This is a genomic window from Gordonia liuliyuniae, assembly GCF_021739025.1.
GTDB lineage: Bacteria > Actinomycetota > Actinomycetes > Mycobacteriales > Mycobacteriaceae > Gordonia > Gordonia liuliyuniae.
Window position 1 is genome coordinate 618,320 of record NZ_JAKKOT010000003.1, and the last position, 22,839, is coordinate 641,158.

The 22,839-nt window shown below is 65.7% G+C and carries 25 protein-coding genes and 1 pseudogene; 19 read left to right on the top strand and 7 right to left on the bottom strand.

The window, feature by feature from the left end; genetic code table 11:
- Positions 1 to 5: 5 nt before the first annotated feature.
- The 11 genes from L5G28_RS07830 (at position 6) to L5G28_RS07880 (ending at position 8,480) form a co-directional block, all read left to right on the top strand.
- Complete coding sequence (locus L5G28_RS07830; RefSeq protein WP_237001027.1) at positions 6 to 548, top strand: phage gene 29 protein family protein; 543 nt, start codon at positions 6 to 8, stop codon at positions 546 to 548.
- Positions 545 to 1,522 (top strand): hypothetical protein, encoded by a 978-nt coding sequence (locus tag L5G28_RS07835; RefSeq protein ID WP_237001028.1) that lies wholly within the window; start codon positions 545 to 547, stop codon positions 1,520 to 1,522. The genes L5G28_RS07830 and L5G28_RS07835 overlap by 4 nt, the downstream gene beginning before the upstream one ends.
- Positions 1,522 to 2,892: a hypothetical protein gene (locus L5G28_RS07840; RefSeq protein WP_237001029.1), complete on the top strand. Its 1,371-nt coding sequence runs from the start codon at positions 1,522 to 1,524 to the stop codon at positions 2,890 to 2,892. Before L5G28_RS07835 ends, L5G28_RS07840 begins: the two co-directional genes overlap by 1 nt.
- A gap of 11 nt (positions 2,893 to 2,903) precedes the next feature.
- A complete protein-coding gene (locus L5G28_RS07845) occupies positions 2,904 to 3,212 on the top strand; it encodes an LtfC-like domain-containing protein (protein ID WP_237001030.1) in 309 nt (102 codons plus the stop codon).
- A complete protein-coding gene (locus L5G28_RS07850; RefSeq protein ID WP_237001031.1) occupies positions 3,209 to 4,177 on the top strand; it encodes a hypothetical protein in 969 nt (322 codons plus the stop codon). The genes L5G28_RS07845 and L5G28_RS07850 overlap by 4 nt, the downstream gene beginning before the upstream one ends.
- A gap of 5 nt (positions 4,178 to 4,182) precedes the next feature.
- Positions 4,183 to 4,821 (top strand): glycine-rich domain-containing protein, encoded by a 639-nt coding sequence (locus L5G28_RS07855; protein ID WP_237001032.1) that lies wholly within the window; start codon positions 4,183 to 4,185, stop codon positions 4,819 to 4,821.
- A gap of 72 nt (positions 4,822 to 4,893) precedes the next feature.
- The gene (locus tag L5G28_RS07860; protein ID WP_237001033.1) at positions 4,894 to 6,381 is read left to right on the top strand and encodes an N-acetylmuramoyl-L-alanine amidase; all 1,488 of its coding nucleotides are present in this window, start codon (positions 4,894 to 4,896) and stop codon (positions 6,379 to 6,381) included.
- The gene (locus L5G28_RS07865) at positions 6,378 to 6,686 is read left to right on the top strand and encodes a hypothetical protein (RefSeq protein WP_237001034.1); all 309 of its coding nucleotides are present in this window, start codon (positions 6,378 to 6,380) and stop codon (positions 6,684 to 6,686) included. Before L5G28_RS07860 ends, L5G28_RS07865 begins: the two co-directional genes overlap by 4 nt.
- A complete protein-coding gene (locus L5G28_RS07870) occupies positions 6,679 to 7,122 on the top strand; it encodes a hypothetical protein (RefSeq protein WP_237001035.1) in 444 nt (147 codons plus the stop codon). The genes L5G28_RS07865 and L5G28_RS07870 overlap by 8 nt, the downstream gene beginning before the upstream one ends.
- Complete coding sequence (locus tag L5G28_RS07875; protein WP_237001036.1) at positions 7,119 to 7,529, top strand: hypothetical protein; 411 nt, start codon at positions 7,119 to 7,121, stop codon at positions 7,527 to 7,529. Before L5G28_RS07870 ends, L5G28_RS07875 begins: the two co-directional genes overlap by 4 nt.
- A 51-nt stretch (positions 7,530 to 7,580) precedes the next feature.
- Positions 7,581 to 8,480 carry a recombinase family protein gene (locus tag L5G28_RS07880; protein ID WP_237001037.1) on the top strand — a complete coding sequence of 300 codons (900 nt, stop codon included), beginning with the start codon at positions 7,581 to 7,583 and terminating at the stop codon, positions 8,478 to 8,480.
- Positions 8,481 to 8,837: 357 nt separating this feature from the next.
- Here the strand turns inward: L5G28_RS07880 and L5G28_RS19490 are convergent, their stop codons facing one another.
- Positions 8,838 to 9,299, bottom strand: a complete 462-nt coding sequence (locus tag L5G28_RS19490; protein WP_372477194.1) for a DUF2510 domain-containing protein — start codon at positions 9,297 to 9,299, stop codon at positions 8,838 to 8,840.
- On the opposite strand from L5G28_RS19490, the gene L5G28_RS07885 reads away from it, so the two are divergent.
- The 7 genes and pseudogenes from L5G28_RS07885 to L5G28_RS07920 all read left to right on the top strand — a co-directional run bounded on the left by L5G28_RS07885 (position 9,293) and on the right by L5G28_RS07920 (position 16,805).
- Positions 9,293 to 9,439 carry a hypothetical protein gene (locus tag L5G28_RS07885; RefSeq protein WP_237001038.1) on the top strand — a complete coding sequence of 49 codons (147 nt, stop codon included), beginning with the start codon at positions 9,293 to 9,295 and terminating at the stop codon, positions 9,437 to 9,439. The genes L5G28_RS19490 and L5G28_RS07885 overlap by 7 nt on opposite strands.
- Before the next feature lie 48 nt (positions 9,440 to 9,487).
- Positions 9,488 to 9,862 (top strand): hypothetical protein, encoded by a 375-nt coding sequence (locus L5G28_RS07890; RefSeq protein WP_237001039.1) that lies wholly within the window; start codon positions 9,488 to 9,490, stop codon positions 9,860 to 9,862.
- Between the two features lie 326 nt (positions 9,863 to 10,188).
- Positions 10,189 to 10,830: an MspA family porin gene (locus L5G28_RS07895; RefSeq protein WP_237001040.1), complete on the top strand. Its 642-nt coding sequence runs from the start codon at positions 10,189 to 10,191 to the stop codon at positions 10,828 to 10,830.
- Between the two features lie 215 nt (positions 10,831 to 11,045).
- Complete coding sequence (locus L5G28_RS07900) at positions 11,046 to 11,270, top strand: hypothetical protein (RefSeq protein WP_237001041.1); 225 nt, start codon at positions 11,046 to 11,048, stop codon at positions 11,268 to 11,270.
- Positions 11,271 to 11,950: 680 nt separating this feature from the next.
- Positions 11,951 to 13,444 carry a hypothetical protein gene (locus L5G28_RS07905; RefSeq protein ID WP_237001042.1) on the top strand — a complete coding sequence of 498 codons (1,494 nt, stop codon included), beginning with the start codon at positions 11,951 to 11,953 and terminating at the stop codon, positions 13,442 to 13,444.
- Positions 13,445 to 15,334: 1,890 nt separating this feature from the next.
- Positions 15,335 to 15,811 (top strand): annotated as a pseudogene (locus L5G28_RS07910) (IS21 family transposase); the annotation flags it as partial.
- A 283-nt stretch (positions 15,812 to 16,094) separates the two neighbouring features.
- Positions 16,095 to 16,805 (top strand): M23 family metallopeptidase, encoded by a 711-nt coding sequence (locus L5G28_RS07920; RefSeq protein WP_372477195.1) that lies wholly within the window; start codon positions 16,095 to 16,097, stop codon positions 16,803 to 16,805.
- 135 nt (positions 16,806 to 16,940) lie between these two features.
- On the opposite strand, the gene L5G28_RS07925 is transcribed toward L5G28_RS07920, so the two are convergent.
- Entirely contained in the window at positions 16,941 to 18,011 is a 1,071-nt protein-coding gene (locus L5G28_RS07925; protein ID WP_237001043.1) for a zinc-dependent alcohol dehydrogenase, read from the bottom strand.
- Between the two features lie 86 nt (positions 18,012 to 18,097).
- Positions 18,098 to 18,670, bottom strand: coding sequence for a hypothetical protein (locus L5G28_RS07930; RefSeq protein ID WP_237001044.1), 573 nt, complete (start codon positions 18,668 to 18,670; stop codon positions 18,098 to 18,100).
- Positions 18,671 to 18,982: 312 nt separating this feature from the next.
- On the opposite strand from L5G28_RS07930, the gene L5G28_RS07935 reads away from it, so the two are divergent.
- Complete coding sequence (locus tag L5G28_RS07935; protein WP_237001045.1) at positions 18,983 to 19,531, top strand: dihydrofolate reductase family protein; 549 nt, start codon at positions 18,983 to 18,985, stop codon at positions 19,529 to 19,531.
- Here L5G28_RS07935 and L5G28_RS07940 read toward each other — a convergent pair.
- From L5G28_RS07940 to L5G28_RS07955, 4 genes are all read right to left on the bottom strand, one after another.
- Positions 19,513 to 20,265 carry a pyrimidine reductase family protein gene (locus L5G28_RS07940; RefSeq protein WP_237001046.1) on the bottom strand — a complete coding sequence of 251 codons (753 nt, stop codon included), beginning with the start codon at positions 20,263 to 20,265 and terminating at the stop codon, positions 19,513 to 19,515. The two genes, L5G28_RS07935 and L5G28_RS07940, sit on opposite strands and share 19 nt — an antisense overlap.
- Positions 20,262 to 20,771 (bottom strand): flavin reductase family protein, encoded by a 510-nt coding sequence (locus L5G28_RS07945; RefSeq protein WP_237001047.1) that lies wholly within the window; start codon positions 20,769 to 20,771, stop codon positions 20,262 to 20,264. Before L5G28_RS07945 ends, L5G28_RS07940 begins: the two co-directional genes overlap by 4 nt.
- Positions 20,772 to 20,860: 89 nt before the next feature.
- Complete coding sequence (locus tag L5G28_RS07950) at positions 20,861 to 21,895, bottom strand: PHP domain-containing protein (RefSeq protein ID WP_237001048.1); 1,035 nt, start codon at positions 21,893 to 21,895, stop codon at positions 20,861 to 20,863.
- Positions 21,892 to 22,725 (bottom strand): MBL fold metallo-hydrolase, encoded by an 834-nt coding sequence (locus tag L5G28_RS07955; RefSeq protein WP_237001049.1) that lies wholly within the window; start codon positions 22,723 to 22,725, stop codon positions 21,892 to 21,894. Before L5G28_RS07955 ends, L5G28_RS07950 begins: the two co-directional genes overlap by 4 nt.
- Between the last annotated feature and the right edge of the window lie 114 nt (positions 22,726 to 22,839).

The following is a 22,839-nucleotide window of genomic DNA, read 5'->3' on the forward strand; positions in this document are numbered from 1 at the left end:
GCCCGATGGGCCGACGTAATCAGAACCGGCCGCCGAAGAAGCCGCGTATCTCGGTGCCGGACTTCCCGACGGTCGACAACTGCGACCCGAACGACCCAACCATGTATGCGGTGTGGGCGTTGGTCGGGTTGCCGGGGCAGAACGGCGCACCGCTGCCGCTGCCGGTGAAGATTCTCCGGCTGGTGTCGCGGCGCTTGTGGGATGCCGGGTTCAGGTACCACCCGGAGTTGCGGACGATCAAGTACCGCAAGCCTCGGGTGGGCGATCCGCATTTCCTGTCGAATCCGGGGACGTGGGTGCCGATCGACGACCCAGAGCCGGGCGAGGAGGCAGCGAAGAAGCTGTCGCCGGAGCAGAAGGCGCAGCTACGCGAACGGTTCGGGCTAGACGATGATCCGCCCAAACCGAAGGTGCCCGGCCCCCCGAAGACGGCACCCGACGAGAAGGTGCCCTATCTCCGCAAGGACGGCACGACCGTGATGGTGACGCCGTCGCAGGCGCGCCGTTGGGCGGCCGCTAAGCGTGCACGTAAGGAGGCAGGCAAGTGACCTCACCGAACTATTCATCGGCGAGCGACCTCGACGACTTCAAGGATGCTGCGAACGCTGTCGGTCTCGCTGCGTCGCAGGCGATGCAGGCCGAAGACTACATACAGACCCAGATCGAGAACATCGCGGGGCCGCTGGGTGGTGTCGTCTCGTGGATCACGGATGGTCTCGGCACGATCATCACGGACCTGCAGGAGTTCATCACGACGGGCGAGACCGCGTCGTTGGAGGCTATGGCGGAGTTCGTGCAGTCGAAGCTCGGCGACTTCATCTTCGACGTGGTGCAAAGCCTGCAGGACTTACTCGACGCGATGCTCGGGCAGTACGAGGGCGACGACGACGTCCTGAACGCTATCGAGGCGCTGTTCGCGCCGCTCCGCAAGCTGTTGGAGATATTCACCGGGGTGCTCGGCGGCAACGGCTCGACTCCGCAACAGGTCTCCGACTTCTGGACTGACTTCGAGGGCCGCGTCTCGGACACGGAGCAGGCTATCTCCGACGCCGTCTCGAACGCTGTCGACGCTGCTGTCGATGCGGTGGTCGACGGCATGAACGGTATCGGCGCGTTCGCGCAGGCGATCACGGCTGCTATCTCCGCAGCGATCCAGGACGTTATCGACTCGATCTTTGGTGACGGCGGCACGAAGTGGGGGCAGGAACTCTACGTCGCGGCGGGACCGGTCACGCTCGGGTTCAACGATGTGCCGCTCGGGTTCGGGATGCCGTTCTCGGGGAAGATCACCGACATTCAATTCTACTCGAACGACCACATCGGTTCGGGGTCGATTGTCGTCGAGACCCGGAAGAACGGGACGGTGATTCACACCGGTACGTGGAACGGCGGCAGCAACACCTACGCGTCGTCGACGCTGAACCTGTCCGTCGCGAAGGGCGACCGCATCACGTTCTACGTGTCGACGGTGACGTCGCAGGCCGCGAACATGAGCGTCAGCGTGATGGGCCGGTACGTCTGATGGGGTTCCTGGTGCGCCGCTCGTGGTCTCGGCAGTCGGACCCGACCCTGTGGGATCGGCCGGTAAATCAGGCGTCGAAGTGGTTGTGCGAGCGGTCCGGCGCGCAGCGGGTCCTCGCGGAGGGCGGGTCGGTCGCGGTAACGAACGGCAGCTCGCGTGACTTCTTGCTGTCGGTGTTCGTTGGTGACGGCGGCTCGGTGACGCTCGGCGGTGCCTCGGGTAACAACACGGTGCAGATCAGCCGCACCGGTACGACGGTCACTGTCGCGGTGCAAACCAACGGCGGCACCAAGTACACGACAACCGCGACGACTGCAGCACTGTACTGGTCGAACGTCTACCTGAAGTGTGTCCCCGCGGGCGGACTCCTCAATAACCAGGTGTCGTTCACGGCACTGATCGACTTCAACGAGTCGAAGGCGCTCGGCACGACGAGCGCACTGTTCGGCGACCTCATCACGACGAACGGCAAGACGCTCACCTGTAACGCGTTGTCGGGGTGGGCGTGGTTCGCGGAGAAGACTCCGGGGTTCTGGTTCTTCTGGTCGGAGGAGTCGACGATTCCGCTGTCGGATGCGAAGTACCGCGAGGCGTTCATCAATAACGCGACGTGGGATATTGCCGCCCCGAACTCGACGTGGAACCGGCCGGACGGCGTGAAGTCTCTCCGCGCGTGGGTGTATCAGGGTGGCGGCGGCTCCGGCGGTGACGGCGGCGAGGGCGGCTCGGGCGGCGACGGTGGCGACGGCGGTGACGGCGGTCCCGCGGGCAGTGGGACCAACGATCGCGGCGGTGACGGCGGTCGTGGTGGTGACGGCGGCGACGGGCGCGGGGGCGGGCCAGGCGGCCGCGGCGGCAACAACGGGGCAGCCGGGAAGACGGGCGGCGGTAGTTCGACGGGTTCGAGGGGAAGCGCGGGCGGCTCCGGGACGTCCGGCTCGGGCGGCTCGGGCGGGCGCGGCGGCGCGGGCGGTTCAGGCGGCGCGGGCGGTGCAGGCGGTGCGGGCGGCCCCGGACGAATGATCGCCGCTGTCGTAACCCAGGAGAGTGAGCCTGTCAGCGGGGGGCAGCGCGGGAGCAAGGGCGGCAACGGCAACAGCGGTTCGGACGGCTCGAACGGTACCGACGGCAGAGACGCAACCGGGTACGGCACGGACGGCGGCGACGGCACGGACGGCAGCGACTCGCTGTACTCCGGGGTAAGCGGCTCCGACGGCAAGGACGGCGCGCACTGCAGCTTCGCGGGGGTGTCTTCCGCTGACGGCGGCAACCTGTCCAACGGCACAACCCAGTACGGGATCACAACATTCGCGCACAGTCTCGGCACATCAGACAAGGACGGCGGCGTCGTCTTCTATTACCAGTGGTGAAGGGGAAAACAATGGCACTCGGGTATGAACCGAACAAGAGCAAGCTACTGCTATCGACGGGCGCGGACTGGGTGTGCACGCTCGACATAGACGGCGAGTGGCCGGAGGGCACTACGTGCTGGGTGCAGGTCGGCGACCTGCCTCAGTGGGATGGTGCGGTCGACGCGACGGAGGGCATCGTCGCGTTCAAGGTCGAGGCGGAGGTCACCGACCCGGTGAAGAACGGCACCCCGTACACGATCTACGTCCGCTACCCGACGACGCCGGAGACCACGGAGTACGCGTGGTTCGAGGACATAGTGAAGAGGACACGACGATGACAACGTATCCGCCGCTGGTCGGCACGGTGAAGGTGACCGCGCCGGGCGCTCCGCCGCAAAAGGTGGAGGCTCCGCAGTCGGGGACGGTGTTGGTGTCTCCGGGCGCTCCGGGGCCGCGAGGCAAGCCGGGGCCGACGGGTCCGTCGTCGACGCTCACGATCGGGACCGTGACGGGCGGCGAGACCGCCGACGCATCCTTGTCGGGCGAGTCCCCGAACCAGGTGCTCAGTCTGGTGCTGCCGCAGGGCGAGAAGGGCGAGACTGGCGGCACCGGTCCGGTGTCGACGGTGCCGGGTCCGGCCGGTCCGGCAAACCATCTGTCGATCGGTACGGTCGTCGAGGGTCCGGCGGCCGCGACGATTACGGGGACTTCGCCGGAGCAAGAACTGAACCTGACGCTGCCGCCCGGACCGAAGGGTGACCAGGGGCCTGCCGGGGAGGTGTCGGAGGCGGAACTGAATCAGGCTGTCAGTGATGCGGTGGCGGCGCTCATCGATGGGTCGCCGACGGCGCTCGATACCCTGTCGGAGTTGGCGGCGGCGCTCGGCAACGACCCGAACTTCGCCGCGACGATAGCGGCCCAGATCGGCGCGAAGGCCGACAAGACAACCGCGATGACCGCCGGTACAGGACTCGACGGCGGCGGCACCCTAGCGGCCGATCGTTCGTTCTCGGTCAAGTACGGGACGGACGCGGGCACCGCTGCCGAAGGCAACGATCCGCGGCTGTCGAACGCGCGGACACCGGTGTCGCACACGCACGCGATGGCGGACATTGTCGGGCTGGTCGCGGAGCTGGCGGGGAAGGCGGCCGCCGCGCACACGCATAACGCGTCGGACGTGAACGCGGGGACGCTCGACCTCGCACGGCTCCCGGCGACAGTGATGCGCGGGTACAGCATCGTTGTGCAGGCGGCGGCCCCGTCTGGTGCGGCGGGTACGCAGATCACGTTCAGGACGGGGTAACCGCGGTGATCTATCTGGGGGGCCAGCCCGCAGGCCAGATATACGTCGGCGACACGATGCCGTGGGGTATCTATCTCGGCGACGTCCTGCACTGGAAACGTGACCCTGACTCCGGCAGCTTCACGGACACCGGGGCGGTCGTTGTGCCGTTGTGGGTCCGGTGGGTCGACGTGGTCCTTCTCGGCGGTGGAGCGTCCGGGCAGACCGGCAGCGGCGCGAACGCGTCCGCCGGTGACGGCGGCAACGCCGGGGCATGGGTGACGCGGCGGTTCGAGCGGGGCGTCGACTTCAACGGGACGCCGACGCTGTCGTTCTCGGTTGGTGCGGGCGGCGCGCAGGCACCGAACTCGGACAAGGGCGGACCGAACGCCGGGCAGGCGACGACGGCGACGGGGATCGGGTCGGGCCTGTCGGCGGCGGGCGGCTCCGGCACGACGAGCGGCCAGAACGGCGCAAGTCCCGGCAACTCGACGTTCGAGGGCGTCGTCTATACCGGCGGGGCGGGCGGCACCGGGAATGCCGGTTCGCCGACCGCTCCGGGCGCAGCAGGGGCAGGCGGTAACGGTGGCTTCTTCGGGTCGCGTACCCGCGGCGCGGCAGGCGCACGCGGACAGGCGTGGTACCGGTTCCGATCTTGGTCATGACCGCCGCGATACGATCATCCGTATAGCTGACTGGCGGTAGGGGCCGGGCGACGTTGCAACGTCGGAGGCCCTGTGGCTTACTCCCTGGACTCACGCGACGGATACGTCCGTCGGATAATCGCTGTCGGCCGCGCGATGGGGATTCAGCCGCGCGGCATCGTCATCGGTATCGCGACCGGTCTCGCCGAATCGAACATCAAGGTGTACGCGAACCCGAAGGTGCCGGAGTCGATGCGGCTCCCGCACGACGCCGTCGCTTCGGACGGTAAATCGGTCGGCATCTTCCAGCAGCAGGTCGTTATGGGTAACGGCTGGTGGTGGGGCGACGCCGAAACGTGCATGGGTCCGGAGTCGTCGGCGCGGCTGTTCTTCGAGCGCCTGGCGAAACGCAACTACATGACCGGCGACGCGGGCGCGCACGCGCAGGCAGTCCAGGGGTCGGCGTACCCGGACCGATACGGGCAACGCATGAACGAAGCACAACAGCTATACGACCGGCTCGCCGCCGGTGGAGGAGGCACACCTGTGGGTACCTACTACGACACCGACCGGAGCGACGAGTTCGACTTCGGTGGTCCGCGGACGCTACCGATCGCCGGTATATGCGTGCACGACACGGAGGGCGTCACCTCGGCGCAGGCGACCGACGAGACAGACGACAACACCACCACCTACCAGTGCACCTCGCGCACGGGTAGTTATCACATCATGGTCGGGGTGGACGGTGAACGCATCCGCCAGAACACCGACGACTGGACGGTGTGGGCCACCGGCAACAAGGGCAACGACGTGTTGCTCCATATCTGTTTCGTGGGGTCGGCACGGCAGACGCGCGCGGAGTGGCTGGCCCAGGACAAGATGCTCCGGGCCGGTGCCACGGTGATCCGGTACTGGTCGGACAAGTACAGCGTCCCGCTGAAGAAGGTGACCGCGGCCGGTCTGCCGGGCGTCCTCGGCCATGTGGACACTCAGGTGTGGGGCGGCACCGACCACACCGACCCCGGCCCGAACTTCCCGTACGACAAGGTGTTGGCCTACGCGAAAGCGGGCGCGACGACCACAGTGCCGCTGGTCAACCAGATCAACGTCGAGGCGGACGTCGCTAAGGGGTGGATCGGTAAGCGGCTCACCGACGGGGAGAAGGACGCCGCACGCGGAGGCAAGTTCGCGGACTTCGAGAACGGCTCGATCTACTGGCACCCCAAGGTCCGCAAGGGGTTGGCGACCGCGGTACCGGCTCACATCATGGAGGCGTGGGCGGCGCTGGACTGGGAGAACGGGTTCCTCGGCTACCCCAAGCGTCGGCACACGATCATCGCGGGCGTCGGCGACGTGCAGGCGTTCGAGGGCGGCGTCATTTACCGGCGGTACGGGCAGCCCGGTTTCCCGGTGCGCGGCATCATCGGTGAGCGGTGGGCCGCGGAGGGGTTCGAGACGGGACCGCTCGGCTGGCCGGTATCGGATGAGGAGGACAACGGGACCGGCGGCCGGGTGCAGCGGTTCGAGAACGGGTCGCTGTCGTGGGATGCGTCCGGCGCTGTGAAGACGGTGCAGTCATGACCGCGCCGGAGCAGGACCTCGCTGGGTTCCTCCGCGACAAGCTCGCCGCGCAGCCCTGGTACAAGACGTACGCGAACACCGTGACGACCGTCGTGACGCTCGGCGTCAACGTGTTGTGGGTGCTGGTGTCGCTCGGTGTCGATATTGATCCGACGGTGATAGGTGCGGTCGCCGCCGCGATCCAGGGACTCGGTGCCGTCGGCGTGAAGCTCACCCCGAACGGTGTCACCCGGAGGCAGATCGACGACCTGGAAGGGTACGTCGGCCGCCACCGTAAGGCCGAGGGGGCGACGTCCGGTGGGTAGGGTGCGGCGCGGCCGCTGGGTGCCGCTGATACCGACGACTTTCCGCTGGCCGATCCTCGCCCTGTGGACGCTCGAACCGATCGCACGCGGCATCGACTACGTGACCGGCGACCTACCGGGCACGACGTCGAGCCTGACGTTCGTCGAGACGGCGATGCCGCTGCAGATGTGGGGTGTGCTGTTCCTGGCTGCAGGGGTCACGGTGGCGGCGGGGTTCCTCGGGCGTTGGCCGAACATCACCATCGCCGGGCTGCACGTCATGGGGTGCACGTATGCGGCGCTCGCTATCGGGTTGATCGTTAAGTGTGTGGAGCGGGGCGGAGACGGGTTCCGTACCCCGATGATGTTCGCTATCTTCGCGGCGACGTGCTGGTCGGCGGCGCTCGGCTACCTTAACCAGACGCGGAACGAGCGGGCGCTGAAGGCTGCCTCGTGAACCCGCCGGACGGGCTGCCGAGCTGGCTCGTGCTGGTGTTGTTTCTGCTGTTCGGTTCTCCGGCGCTTCTCTCTAAGTCGGCGGCGAAGCTGCCGTCGGTGTTGGGTGCGGGGGCGCGGTGGTGGCAGGCGCGGCAACCGGACAACCAGGTCGAGGCTAGGCGGTCCTCCTCGTATGAGAAGCAGGAGGCGGAGATAGCGCGCATCAGCCGCCAGTACGACCGGGTCAATGAGGACTTTGAGGAGCTGTCGGAGCGGGTCGACGGCTTGGAGAAGAAGCTGACCGAGACGAACCGCCGGTTCTTCGCGGCACTCTCGTACATTCGGGACCTCGTCGGCACGATCCGCCGTATCGACCCGGACCACGAGGTGAAGGCCCCGCCGGAAATCCTGAAGGAGTTCCTGTAGCACCGAACCTGTAAGGTTACGGTTTATGACTGTAACCTCGGGTGGCTCGCGGTGAGAGCCTACGGATGGAACAAGGGCCAGATCGTCGACGCCGAAGCCGACGTGCTCCGTGAACTCGCGGAGCGCGTCGCCGACGGCGAACCCATCAAGAAGGTCGCCGCCGACCTCAACGAGCGCGGTATCCCTACCGTGTCCGGCCGTCCGTGGTCGTCGCGCACGATCAGCCGATCCGTCACCAGCCCGCGCGCCGTCGGACTCCGGGAGCGCAACGGCGAACTCACCTCCGACCCCGACGTCGACCCGATTCTCGACGTCGCCTTGTGGGAGCGGGTACGCGACCGCATCAACGACGCCGACCGCAAACGGTTCACGCCGCAGCGGCGGCGGCAGAGTCCCCTTCTCGCGGACGTGCTGCGCTGCGCGTCGTGTGGCCGCCCCATGTACCTGACGGGCGTCAACTACATGTGCGGGGCGGGCGCGTGCCCTAAGCCGCTCACGATCCGGCAGGCGATCGCAGAGACCGAAGCGTCTGAGCGGGTACTCGTGCGGATCACGTCGGGTCCGTGGCTCGACGCGCTACGCCCCGTCGCCGAGCAGGGGGCGGCGCACTGGCGGGCGGTCGTTGAGGACACGCATCAGCGGATGGTTCGGCTCGCGGAGGAGTTCGGGTCGGGCGGACCGCAGGAGGCATTCGACGCGGGGATGGTTGCGGCACGCCGCACCCTCGCCGACGCCGAGCGGCATCTCGCGACGCTCGCCGCTGTCGACGGGCTGCCCGCGCTCACGGAGGAGTCTGTCGTCGAGTGGTGGGTAGACACCGCCGCCGAGGACGACCGGCGCGCGGTGATCCGGTCCGTCGTCGACACGATCGTCGTCAACGAGTCGGCTGCACCCCGCGGCGACCGCCTCGTCTTCAACTGGCGGGTTGGAACAGACGTGCGACGTTCCTAACTTGTGCCTAAGACTGACAGGAACAGGCAGGGACCGGTTCGGACCATACGGCAGTAGAAACGCAGGTCAAGCGGAATCACCGGGCCTGCTCAGTAACGGACGGGGACGTATATTCACCCTGGCAGTGTGGGGGTCAGGGGTTCGAGTCCCCTTAGCTCCACTCATAAGAAACCGCCTCCGAACTGCGTCGGAGGGGGTTTCTTTTTGTTCTGGTCCGATGTGTGGACGGGCGATGTGTCCTAACTTTGCCCTATCGCCTTCGACAGCATCTCAGGTGCGGCGGTCAGTCGCTCATCAGTGACGCGCGCGGTTACCGCAGTCACAATATTCACCCGTTCGGACGAACGCGTGTCTCGGCTACGCGGGTGCGGGGGCGGTGCGCTCAGTCCACCCGTTGTCCCAGTACCTCAGGAGGTCGGGGTCCTGGTACCAGCCGGCGGGCATCGACGGCGGCGGTGGGGGAGGCGCCGCGTTGGGCGCTACGGGCGAAGCAGATGCCGCGGGCGTTACGGCGGACGCCGTCGTCTGCCCACTGATAATCCCGCGGACTGTATCGACGCCACTCTTCCCGTCGTCTTTCGCGACGTTCTTCACCTCGGCCTTGTTCCCACTCGCAAAGATGGTGAACCGTGCCCGTGAGCATGCCGGCGGCCCACCGACAGAAGTCGGCCCGAACTGGTTCTTGCGCAGCGTCGCGGACTGGCCGTATCGTTGTGTCAAGCCCCTTGCGCTGAGCTTGCGGGAAGTGAACCCCAGACACAGCCGGACGACTGTGCACTGGGGTTTCGCGTTGTCTGGGGTAGAAATAGTAAGTGCCATCCCGCCGCATCTTCATCGACGAGACGAAGCAGAACGGGTTTGTTCTCGTCGCCGGCGTAATCGTCAGCTCAGAGTTCACCGACATCCGCAAAGTCCTGCGCGGGTTAACCAAGCCTGGTCAAGCCCGCATCCATATGTGAGACGAGCGAGACAGCCGCAAGCGCGAGATCGCGGACGTCGTTGGCCGCATGGAGGTGCAGGCGTGGGTCTATCGGTCAACGAGTAGATCCGGCCCCGAGAAGGATGCCCGGGCAGCGTGCCTGCGGGCCGTGGTCGCAGACGCCGTCGAAGCCGGTATCGGTCATCTCGTCATCGAGCAAGACGATGGCATGGTGACCTGGGATAACCAGGCGCTGATCACCGCGACTCGGGACCTAGGCGTGCGCGACGAGTTCCGCTGGGAGCACGCGAGGGCCCGTTCCGAGACGCTGCTGAGCGTTCCGGATGTAATCGCATGGTGCTACCGGAAGGGGGATTACCACGCGCGCATCTCCCACCTGATTACACGCGAGCGCGACGTGATCAACCTACCCGTGGCGCCTCGCCGAAAGAAGCGTCGGTAACGCCTGCGAGGTCGCGGCACTCTCGCTCCCGCTCGATCGTGGCGTAAAGCGCAGAGCGTTTGAGCGGGTACAGCTCCATGAGCGGTCGTAGGCGTGCCCGAAGCCAGGCCCAACAGAGTAACCCGCGTCACACTATTTGCTGGCTGGTTGCGGGTTGCTGCTACCGGTTGTAGCGTCCGTCTCATCTGTTGTGGCGATTCGGGAGGAATCGTCCAGGTTGACCCGGGGGATCGACTACTCGTACATACGAGTACTAGATATCCCTCGGGTCGGGGGCTGTGGCTTTTCCTCCCGCCGTGGTCGCCGTGTGAATGTGGGGGAAATTCGTGAAGAAGTTCATCGGCGTCATGTGCGCTGTTCTGGTCGCGGTGATCAGCGTCGCCGCGTTCGGGGCCCCTGGTGATGCGTCGGCTGGTCCGACGCGGTCGTTTGCTGACAAGTCCGTGACGCGCCATTCCGATGATGGGTGGACAGTGAAACTGTCGAAGTCGGGGGAGAAGATCCGGAGCGTGCCGGCCCTGAGTCGTGGGCATGGTTCGTATGAGGCGTTCTTGTCGTTGCGTGGTGCTGCGCAGATGTCGGGGTCCGGGACGGTGCCGGTGGACGCCGCGGTCGTCTCGACGGGCTTCCAAGTCTCGTGCCAGTGGCAGATGGACGGCGTCAACCTCGGGGTCACCGGCGGCCCGACCGCGCAAATGTCCATCTCCTATCCGCCCGCGATCGTGCTCGGCGCCCAGGTGATGCCGAATATTTCCACGACGTTGAAGAACGGTGTGTCGATCGATGTCCCGTTCGGGCAGAAGCCGTTGCAGGGTCCGTCGGCTGGTGTCCGATTGGACGGTGTCCGCGTGGAGATCTCCGGATGCGTCGGCGCACGCCCAGCCGTGCGGGCGTATGTACGGGTGGCGATGACGAGCAAGGCGAATGACAACACGTTCAACCTGTACGGCAAGCCGCATCTGCTCTAAAGCCTGAACACTTAACCATCCATCCGGCCACCAACAGGGGACATGGAATGACCACCAACACCAGCACGCAACCACTGACTGCACCTGATCGGCCGGCACCTGATGGGCCTAAGCATTCACGTCGAGCGCAGGGCCAGCAAGCCAGCGAAGCTACGCCGCCGGCTACTTCGCCCGCGACACCAGCCGACGCTGCCGATGATGGCTCATCGTCTGGTGTGGACCGGTCGGTGTCGGTGTGGACGATGCTGCTGTTCATCGCCGGGTGCGCGATTCTGGTGGTCGCAGCGTGGAATCTGCCGAACCTGGCCCGATGGGGCGACGACTACGGGAACGTCCTGGTCTTCCTCGCGTTCTTCATGATGATGTCGATCGGTGGCCGCTGGTTCTGGACCGGTATCGACGCCATCTGGAACGCTGTGCGCGGCAGGAATAATGCATGAGCACCACGCGCAGGAGTAGTCGTCGTGGAGCAGCGCTGGCGGCCGGTATCGGGACACTCGGTTTCACTGGCGCGATCCTCACTGCCGGACTCACCGGCGGTGCTGGTGATGCGGGTGCGGATGCGTTGTGTGATCAGATGCGCGCCCAACACGGACCGAACTGGCCATGCATCTCCGTCCCGACCTACACACCACCACCAACCATGCCCACCCAGCCCACCACACCGAACGCTCCGGGATCCCCGTCGGGCAACGGCCCAGTCATCGGCGGCGATCCCGGACCCGGCCCAGGACAAGGCAACGGCACACCCATCATCGGCGGAACCGGGACACCCAGTCGCCCCGAGCCCCGGGAAGGGTCGCCCGGCGGCGGTACGACCCAGGCGCCGGCACGACCGACGATCTCAACGAACCAGAGTGAGCCTCATGGTAGCGATCGGAGAGGCACCGAACCGCTTCCGGTTACGACTACCGCGCCAGCTAATGCACCGGTCAATCAAGACTCTCCTGACGCCTCGGATCGCGCACTCCTGACACCATCAGACGATGGCGGTAAGGGATCGATTCCGTTGCCGGTGTGGGCTATCGCCGGCGCGGCCGCAGTAGCGGCGGCCAGCCCCCGGACACGCTCGCTTCTCTCGCGTGGCGGGTCGACCCGGGCTACGGTCGGCCCCTCGAGGATGGTGTTGATTCACGACGAAACGTCCTCGAACACCTACCGGTTCGCGATGAACGTCCCACCCGGCGGCCGCACTGAAGTCAACCCCGACGGATCAGCAACCGTATATGACAAGGACGGCAACGCTGTCCGCCAGATCGCACGTCCGTGGGCGTTCGACGCAGCAGGGCGGCCACAAAAGACGTGGTACACCGTCGATGAGAACGGCGATTTGATCCAGCACGTCGAACCCGCCGACAACGCGCTGTACCCGATCCTCGCGGACCCGACGAGTGTCGGGCTGGTAGATACCACCGGCAGGGCCGACGGAGAGTCCTGGACACAGGACCTCGGTGACGGACAGCTCGCAGTTCACCATGTGGTCGAGGGCACTGGCGGTCAGACGGTGGACACCCGCGTCGTTCGCCCGGACGCCACGTACACCGATGTTCGGAGCGTGAACGACGGCCAGGGCGGATACCAGACGTGGTCGAACGACAGCGCCGGGAGCGCGAGCTACTCGAACTTCCCCAGCGAGGGCGGGCAGTACAACGAGCAGTACCACGGCGGCGATGTGTACGGAGATCCGACTGTAGCCGTCGATGAGAATCCCCAAGGGAGTGGGACGATCGTCGCAAACAACCCAGATGGAACCCAGTCCACGGGGACATACGTCCCAGTGGGCGAAGACGGAACGGATCTGACGGTCGACAACCCTGACGGCTCAACTAGCGACGTGCAGTTCAGGGAGAACTCTGATGGAGAACGTTCCACAGTCGTCAATGACGATCTAGGGCGACGAGTCGGAAACCTTGACGGCTCCATTTCCGAGATCGATGGCGCAGGCAACGAAGTGCGCGCGGACGGCGGTCCACCGGATGCATCTACGGGCCGGTTCTACGATCCTGACACGGGTCGGTGGATTCAAGGCGCAGTCGACCCTGCTACCGGAGCTCGCACCATCCGACTCGATGATGGCGGCGTCCTAGCTGAGCAGATTGGCAAGGATGGCAAGCCCTCGACCTGGGAAGTCCGCGACGCTGACGGTACGCCACAAGGCGTCGTCCCGGACGGGCTTGTTGAGACAATGACGCAGGCAGGAACACTAGCCGGTTCGACCGCTCTCGGCCTTGAGCAGGCGATTACTCGACAGGGAGATGCCATAGCAAACACACGGTGGGCATACACTCCAGACCAGGACTTCACAAATGATCAGCTCAAGAAGATGGGTAAGTACGGGAAGGCACTCGGGCCCGCAGGCACGATCCTGACTGTCGGTAGCACCGTGGGTGACATCGCTAACGGGGCAGGGATCTACGAATCAGTCGGTGAGTTGGGTGGCACCACAGTTGGAGGCTGGGGCGGAGCCGCAGCTGGAGCAACTGCAGGAGCCATGGTCGGTGGTCCTGTTGGTGCCCTTGTGGGTGGCGCGATCGGCGGCATCGTGGGTTCAGGGGTCGGCACAAAGGTGGGCGGGGCAATCGGCTCCGGATTCCGTAGTCTACTCGGCGGATGACTCATCATGATATCGTCGCCGCTCGGATTAGAAAACGTCACCTTTGCAATTCTAATTGCATTCAGTCCCTACATGTGGCTCATCGTGGCTGTAACGTGGTCGAAAAATCGGATAACGCACGACGGCTCCAAATTCCGCGAAGAGTCTAGGATAGATCGAGCATCCTTGGCTCGTACAGGAGCGCTTGTCCTCACCATTATTGGAATGGTGATGTTTCTCCCGTTGAAAACCTGGATCGTTATCCCTGGCTTAATCATACTTCATTTCGTGTACGTGGGCAGATTGGGAAACAGAATAGATGATGCTGAATACTAGAATGGACGTTCCGGTCAGCGTTCCGTCTTCAATGAAGTCGGCGGGACTAGTTTTGGCTGCGGCGGAGATGGAACGCATCCAGCCTGCGCTGGACGGCTGGTCCCGAGTTGATGCCGATGTTATTGATGTGCTCACGTGCGACTCATTTGTTACCGATGGGTGGGCGCCGACGTCTGTCGTAATTGAATATTCATTGGTAGCGATTCCTTCGCGCGAGGATGTGCTCGAGTATTCACGCCTAGAACTGGCGAGCACGTTCCGTCCAGGCGTTCTTAGATCGATGATCGATATCTCAAATTCGGCATTTTCGGTTGGCATGAGCGGGTCCTATCATTATGACAATATACATATATGGTCGGATACACAGTACGTATTCAACACTTCTCGTGGACTCCTTAGACAACACACCCTGAGTTGCAGGGACGAGGATAGAGAGAGCTTGAGAGACGCGATCACCCCCCTCAGAGATTGGTTCATTGCGGAAGCTGTTCGGGGTCCGGATGTCTCAGAGTGACACTTCTTGGATCGTCGATGTAGCCGTCGCGGCAGCCCCGTTGGCGGCAGCCTTAGCTGCGCGGATATTTCGTCACGACATTCCATGGGTTCGGGGCGGCGTCGTCATGGTCCTGAGCGTTGTAACGGGGGCCCTCTCGGCCACCCTACTCAGCGGCGTTTCCCCAATTGCTGGGCTGGCGGTCGGGTGCTGGTTCCTGCTATCAGGACTTGTATTCGTGTTTTCGGAACCGGAAGGCCTCGATAAGCCCGGCGACGGCTGAGTGAAATTCGGTAAGCACTGGGCAGGAAATGACAACTCCTAATCATGTGATAGAAAACGACCGAAGGCTATCGATATTCTCTTGAATGAGTATCGAGGCTGCTTTCAAGGTGAATATATGGACCCCACTACGGGGGGGGAGAAGGACGATCTGGGAAATTGCGTCTACGCTCGTCGTCGGGCTATTCTGCGTTGGATTCTTCGCCGGACGGCGTAGCGGGTAGGTCAGATCACCTGTCCGTGCCCACCCCACCTGCTCTAACCCCCTGTGCCTCTGTGGGTGTGCGCGTCTACCGAACCCGCGCCCGCTAACCCACTCAATCGGGAAACATCTGACCGCTCGGCACCAGCCATACACCGGGGGAACGTGGAATGACCACCAACACCCAACCACTGACCGCGCCTGTCGGCGGGGCGATAATATTCGCTGGTCTAGTTAAAGTATTCAGCCGGATGGCTAGTAGATGGAAGTGGCCGTGGTGATTCGCCGAGAGCAGATTGAAACCATCAGGAGAATATGCGCCGACGCAAGCAGAAACAAGCATCCTGATGTAATCACCGCACTGGAAACACTTGTGGTAAATCCGAATTGGGAGCGAATTCAGATATCTCTGATATTGCTCTCTCGATATGCACTTGGCCGAGCACTTGGGCCATGTTCAAGCTATGAATATTCGCCTCGCTGGGGTCCATCGGTAGCGGTTCTGGGGGCCAGTCCGCTCTTCGCCCGGTAGTGGACGTGGGGGCCAGTGATGGTGTGCTCGGGGGCCACCCTGCTTACGCTCCCTCCGCCGCGTGTATTGGGCACGCGGCGGAAGGAGCAATCAGAAAGGGTACGGAAGATCAGAGCGAAGCTGATTCTGCAGCTGCGCGCGGATGGCTTGTCGGGCCGGGCGATCTCGGCGTCGCAGGGCATGTCCCGCAAGAGCATCGCCGCGGTGTTGGACGCCGCGGATGCGGCGGGGATCGGGTGGGACGAGGTGGCTGAGCTCGAGGACGAGCAGGTCTACGCGAAGCTGTTCCCGGGCCGGGGTGAGCACGAGAGCGTGTTCGCCCAGCCGGACTGGGAACGAGTCCACCGCGAGATGGCCCGGGTCGGAGTGACGCTGAAGCTCCTGCACGGTGAGTACCTCGACGCGACCGCGGCGGCCGGGGATCCGGCGATGGGGTATGACCGGTTCTGCCGCACCTACCAGCGTCACGTCCTGGTCACGGGCGCGGCCTCGCGCGTGGGGCATAAGGCGGGCCAGAGCGTGGAGGTCGACTGGTCCGGCCCAGTACGCGAAGAAGGACTGGCATCCCCGGCTCGGCTCGGGAGTCCGCGCCGATGCGATCATGGACCGGATCGTCCACAACGCCATCTGGATCGACACCGGCACGAAGAACATGCGCGAACACGCCGCGAGGAGTAGACCTGTCGCGTCGGTGCTTGTGACCGGCCGCCACCATGACCGACATCACCCATATCGCGCTTCGACTGGCGTCCCTCGCCGCGAACCAAGTAGCCTCGCCGTGTCCTTACCGTTTCCGAAACGTTATCTATCTCCGAACGGACAGACTTTGTCTCTACACCGCGCAACTGCTGACTCCATAACGACTCCTGCCGACCTCGGCATCAACCCTCCGGCCCGCGGGGCGGGCCGCCATCGGGTGGCCAAGACGCGCCGGACCGCGCTGCCGGTGCGTATCGGCGCCATCGCCGCCTTCGCCGGGGCGATCGGTCTGGCCGGCGCCACCGCCGGTGAAGTCGCCGCCAAGCCCTCGTCGCCGATAACGCTCCCGGAAGGCGTAAATCTGCCGCAGAACCTGCAGGTGCCCAAGAACTTGCCGCCGGACGTCGACTCCGCGCTCCGCGACCTGCTGCCGCGGACCGGTCCCGGTCAGGGACACGCCGTCAAGCCGGTCAGCGGCACAGTCACCTCGACATACGGCGGACGCTGGGGCTCCCACCACGACGGTGTCGACATCGCGAACAAGACCGGCACCCCGGTATACGCCGTGACCGACGGCGTAGTCCTCGAAGCAGGCCCGGCCTCGGGCTACGGACAGTGGATTCGGGTCCGCCAGGACGACGGCACCACCGGAATCTTCGGTCACGTCGAGCAGATCTTCGTGCACGCCGGCGAGAAAGTGAAGGCGGGCGAGAAGATCGGCACCGTGGGCAGCCGAGGCAATTCCACCGGACCCCACCTGCACTACGAGGTCTGGAACTCCGCCGGTAACCCAATCAACCCGCAGTCCTGGCTGAAGAAGCGCGGCGTTCAGCCCTGATCTGACAGCGGGCACGGCTTGCGAGCCGTCGAGTCGCGTCAGTGGTATCGCTATGCGGCCATAGGAGCCCTGATAGACCGCCCTACCTGCTGAGCGGTACCACTGACCCGACGACACGGTCGGCGTCAGGTGTGCTCACTGCCGCGGATCGATGAGCACCTTCCCGGACGAGTCTGCGGTCGCTGCGGCGAACGCTGCCGCCACGTCGTCGATTGGGACGGTCCGGGAGACGATCTCGGCGGTGGGGATTCCACCGTCGGTCGCGATCGCCAGCGCTGTGGCGACGTCGGCCTCGGTGTACGCCGCACAGCCCTGCACCCGGATCTCCCAGTCCTGCACGACCGGCATCGGGAGCGATGCTTCCCGTGCGGGGACGCCGACCACGAGGACTGTTCCGGCCCGTCGAAGGAGGCCGACCGCCTGATTGAGCGATCCTTGGGACGCGACACAGTCGAGGACCACGTCGGCCGGTCCGCCCAGCGCACTCCGCAATTGGTTGTCGACGTCTGCGGCGCAGGCACTGACGCCTGCGGCGGCACCGACCCGGACGGCACGGTCGAGCTTGCCCCGATCCATATCGGTGACGACGACTCGGTCTGCGCCTGCGCGTGCCGCGGCTACGACCGCCAAGACCCCGATTGTTCCCGCGCCGAGGACGACGACGCGGGCGCCGGTGAGGTCGCCCGCGATCCGGACCGCGTGCACCGGCGTCGCGAGACACTCGACGAGGACCGCGGTCGCGTCGTCCACGTGGTCGGGGACGGGAAACAGATTCTGTTCCGGGGCGACGAAGTACTCGGCCAGCGCGCCGGCCCAATGCCGCGAGACGTCGCAGCCGATCCACGACAGCCGCTCGCACGCATTGCTGCGGGCGGCCAGACAGTTCAGACACTGCCCGCACGCCACATTCGGTTTGAGAAGAACGCGCTGCCCCACGGTGAGGTCCGAGACGGACGCGCCGAGCGCGGTGACGACGCCTACTGCTTCGTGGCCGGGCGCGTAGTCGCTGTCAAGGAACGGGTGGTGGCCGGCGAGCGCATGCGTGTCCGAGCCGCAGATCCCGACGAGGGAACTGCGCACAAGTACTTGTTCGGGCTCGGGGGCGGGCACCGGTCGTTGCTCGACCACGACGTCGCGGGTGGGCCGGACCAGTGCACCGCGCATCGTCGCGCGCGCAGGAATGTCACGGTCGGAAGTGGTCGCCATCGTCACAGACTATCGACTGCCGCCACCCGGTTCGGTCCGGTCGGAGGACGATCGAGCCGATGAGCGCGAGTGTCCACTACTCATCCTCAGCTCCGCTCCGTGTCGTCGGGCCACCCGTCGAAGAGTGCGTCCTGCTGGGCGTCGGGGTCGAAGGTGTTGTGGCGGAATCGGATCGCTCGCCCGATCCAACTGTCGTCGGGGCCGGATGAGTCTCCTGATCCCCAGTGGATGGTGCGACTGAGTGCAGCAGCCTGTTCCGGCGACGTGGCGCGGACGGCGAGCTCGTAGGTGGGGTTCGCGTCCACGTCGTTCGAGGGCAGTCGGATCACGTCGTCGATCACGCCGACGGTGCATCGCCCGTCTGCGAACCGGGCTTCGGTGAGCCGGTAGGTGGTGACGGCATTGAGGGCGACCCCGACAAGTAGTACCCCCAGGCTCGATCCGTACAGCCAGTAGAAGACCTCAAGCCGGTCGATGCCGTCGATCCAGAACCAGATGCCGAGCCCGATGCCGACCGGGATCGCCACGACGAACGCCACGAAGCCGACGAGGAGAATCACCACGGACAGGTCGTCCCGCCGCGACCACTGACGTATCCGTGCCCGCGTCTGTGGGGTCCGTGCGTGACTCAGCCACTCCGCGGTCTGCCGATTGATCATTGCTGCCCCCGTACCGGGAGCGAGGGCTCGCTTCGCGCGGCCTTGCGTCGGAGCTCGAAGATCCGCTCGTTCTGCGCGTCCACGTCCTTGATGAGACTCAGGCGGAAAGCCAACGGATCGCCGGGCAACGCGCTCGTGGGCGTCTCCTGCTGCAAATCCTCGCCCTCCTGTCGGTTCGTGACGGGCTATCAGTCAGTTACGAGGTCTGCGAGGCCCGTCTGGTTAGCGCATTCTCCCACGACTGCTCCAGGTGGGCGGATCTTCGCGGTGGAATCGGCGGCAGACCCGCCGGTCAGCGCCTAGCGTCGTCGTATGCGCCCACTGCGATATTCGATCAACACCACCCTCGACGGCTGCGTCGACCATCGCGAAGGCGTCCCTGAGCCGCAGATGCATAAGCACGCCGAACGGATGATCGCCGAGGCCGACGCGCTGATTCTCGGCCGCACGACCTATCTCATGATGGAAGAGGGCTGGCGCGATCCGGATCAGGTGGCGGCGATGCCCGAATGGATGCAGTCTTTCGCCACCGCCATTGGGGCGGCGAAGAAGTACGTCGTCTCCAGCGTGCTCACCGAGGTCGACTGGAATGCAGAGCTTCTGGGCGGGGACCTACGTCAGGCCGTCACCGAACTCAAGAACCGGCCAGGAAACGGCCTGTACGTCGGCGGGGTGCAACTGCCGACGGCGTTGGCGCAGTGGGGATTGATCGACGAGTACCAGTTCCTCGTGCATCCGCGCGTGATCGGTCATGGACCTCGGCTGTTCGACGGCCTGGAGCAACCGATAGACCTCACGCTCGTCGGCCGTGAGGAGTTCCGTTCCGGAGCGATGGTCCTGCGCTATCGCGGCCGGGAGTAGCGCAGGAACAGCTCGTCGTCGTGCGCCCGCGCATGCCGCAGTGCGAAGCGGCGCGGGGACGGCAGTGCCGTGGCGGTGTTCGACAGCCGCGCGACGGGCAAAGCCTCCGCGGTGAGTTGCGGGGTGAGCGTGACGCACAACTCGTCCACCAGGTCGTCCTCGGTCAGGCGGTCGATCAGGGTCGGACCGCCCTCGCAGAGAATCCGGTGCATGCCCCGGGCCCGGAGCTCGGCGAGCGCCGCAGGCAGATCCACTTCGTCGGCCCCCGCGACGATGAGGTCCACGTGATCGCGGACCGCGGTCGTCTCCGCGCGCCCGGAGGTGATCACGATCGGGCGTGGCATGCCGGCCGCGGAGGATGCGGCGAGCATCCGCTCGGGCAGTTCGCAGGACGCAGTGACGATGGCCATCGGCGGGGTAGCGGGTGCACCCGGCCGGACTCGCGAACGCAGTCCCTGCAGATCGTCGCTCAGCTCCACCGGACCGTACCTCTCGGCGCGGGCTGTGGCCCCGCCGACCAGTACGACGTCCGAGAGCGCTCTCAGCGCGTGGAACAGCGCGCGGTCGGTGTGCGACGAGAGTGGTCCGACGCGACCGCGGAAGCTCACCGCCCCATCAAGGCTCATCACCATGTTGGTGCGCAGACCGGGCGGTTGATCGGCATACGACTGCTCGGCGAAAGCGAGGACGTCGAACTCCGGCCCGCTGCTGCCGGGCACTACGGCGTTGTTCACGCCGAATGTCCCGGTTCGATCGAATCGCCGATCGCCAGGCTCACCCACGCAGACAATTCGGGGTCCTGGTGTCGGACCTCGCCGGCGACCGGGGCGAGGAGGTAACCCGTGTGATCGCCGACGTCGATCCGGTCGATGACGCGCCCGACGAACCACACGCCGGCATCGGTGAGTACCGGCAGGTCGTGTGGGCCCTCCACCCACTGGCAGGCGGCGAACTTGTCGACCGAATCCCCGGTCTCGCCGCCGAAGAGCCGAGCCAACTCCGCGTGCTCACGCGCGATCAGGTGCACCGCGAGATGATTGGCATTCGCGGCGACCCCGTGGGTGTGGTTGGCGCGCGAGATTCCGACGAAGAACCGCGGCGGATCGATACTGGTCTGGGTGGCGAAGCCCACCAGACAACCGGACAGGCCGTCGGCCGAACGAGTCGTCACCACGTAGAGCGGGCGGTCGACCGCCACCAGCGCATCGAAGGCGCCGGTGGCGTCAGCGGTCTCGCTCACGTAGATCTCCATTCAATCAGGCGCACAGATCAGGTGTGCACGGATCGGGGGCGGACTCTGCGTACCCGCGGCGACCCGATTCCAAACGGTCAGCGACGCGCCCATGCCGATAAGCGCTCCTCCGACCAGGTATTCACTATCCGGTCGGACTCGATGCCGTGCTGCACGGCCCGCTCGGCACCGAGCCGGCTGAACTCGAGTTGCCCCGGCGCGTGGGCGTCGGAGTCGACGGCGAACAGGCAGCCGAACTCGTGGGCCAGCGCCAGCAAGTCGTCGGGCGGGTCGACCCGTTCGGGACGCGAATTGATCTCGACCGCGGTGCCGTGCTCGGCGCACGCGCTGAACACGGCCGCGGCGTCGAAGGTCGACGGCGGACGCCCGCGGCCGGCGATCAGCCGACCTGTGCAGTGTCCGAGCACCTGCACGCGTGGATTGCTCACCGCTGCCACCAGCCGGGCAGTCATCGGGTCGTGGCTCATCCGCAGTTTCGAATGCAGTGACGCGGTCACCACGTCGAGCCGATCGAGCATGTCCGGCGACTGATCCAGCGATCCGTCGTCGAGGATGTCCACTTCGATCCCGGACATCAGACGAAAGCCGTTGTCGTGCTCGCGGTTCCAGGTGTCGATGAGGTCGAGCTGGCGACTCAGGCGTTCCGCGCTGAGGCCGTTGGCCACCGTCAGGCGCGGCGAATGGTCGGTGATCGCCAACCATTGGTAGTCCAGCGCCACTGCGGCGGCGGCCATCTCCGACAGCGGCGCGCCGCCGTCGCTCCAGTCGGTGTGCGCGTGCAGGTCGCCGCGCAGCAGGGGCGCGAGCGGTTCGCCGTCCGGCATCGGCGACGGCGCCTGCTGCAGTGTGTCGAGATAGCTCGGCAGCGCGCCGTCGACGGCCTCGGTGACCACCGCTGCGGTGACCTTGCCGATCCCCGGCAGCGCGGTGAGGGTGCCTGCGCGGCTGCGCTCCACGAGTTCGGCTGGGGCCAGCGCCGAGACCGTGGCCGAGGCCCGGCGGAAGGCCTCCACCCGATAAGTCTTCTGCCGGTCACGCTCGAGCAACCAGGCGATACGCGAGAGCGCGGTCACCGGATCCACCGGGCCTGTCACCGGCGCGAAGGCCTTCATGACGGCTCCGGCTCGTCGGGATCGCGAATCTGATCGGTGACCCAGCCGATGTAGCGTTCGGCCGAGGCGCACACCGCCAGGCTCGCCCCGGAGTCGATCACGTCTCCGAAGGCGCCGTAGATCCGGTCGAAGGCCAGCGGTTCGACCGCGCCGACGATCTCGCGGACCAGCCTGGGGGAGAGCGGAATCAAGTTCGGGTAGCTGCGCATGAACGACACGCTCGCGCGGTCGGCCCCGACCATCATGGTGTCGCCGGTGAGCAGCAGCCCCCGCCCGTCGGCTCCGGCGGCGACATGCAGTACACAGCTGCCGGGGAAGTGGCCGCCGCATCGCCGGAGCCGGACCCCTGGCGTGAGCTCCAGCGTCTCGCGCCAGAACGCGATCACCGGATCGGGCCGGGTGATCCAGCGTCGGTCGAATTCATTGACGTAGACGGGCGCCCCGCCGAGCATGCGGCTCAACGACACGCTCGCCCCGATCAGATGCGGATGACTCGAGACGATCGCGCAGACCGGGCCGGCTGCCAGCAACTGCTCGACGAGAGCGGAGCCGATGAATCCGGGCGGCTCCCACAGGATGTTGCCGGCCGAAGTGTGCACGAGGAAGGTGCGCTGACCGATGCCCACGGCGGGATCGATGGCGAACTCGGAGAGGCCGGGTTCGGGCGTTCGGACGGCCACCGACCGGGTTTCGCCTGGATCGAGTTGCGCCCATCGCTGTCCCTCCGCGGGTACATACTGTCGTTCGTCGACGCAGATCAGACAGGCGACGGGCGTCGGCCCGGGCGGATACTCGTTGCCGCAGGTGACACAGGTCCAGGCCGCAGTCATCGCGACAGACTCGCACTAGGCGCCGGGGAGGTGTGCCCCCAGTAGACGCCAGGGATGGTGGCCGCGGGAGTGGTCGTCGTGCTCATCGCCTCCCCTTCACCAGCGCACTGCGAT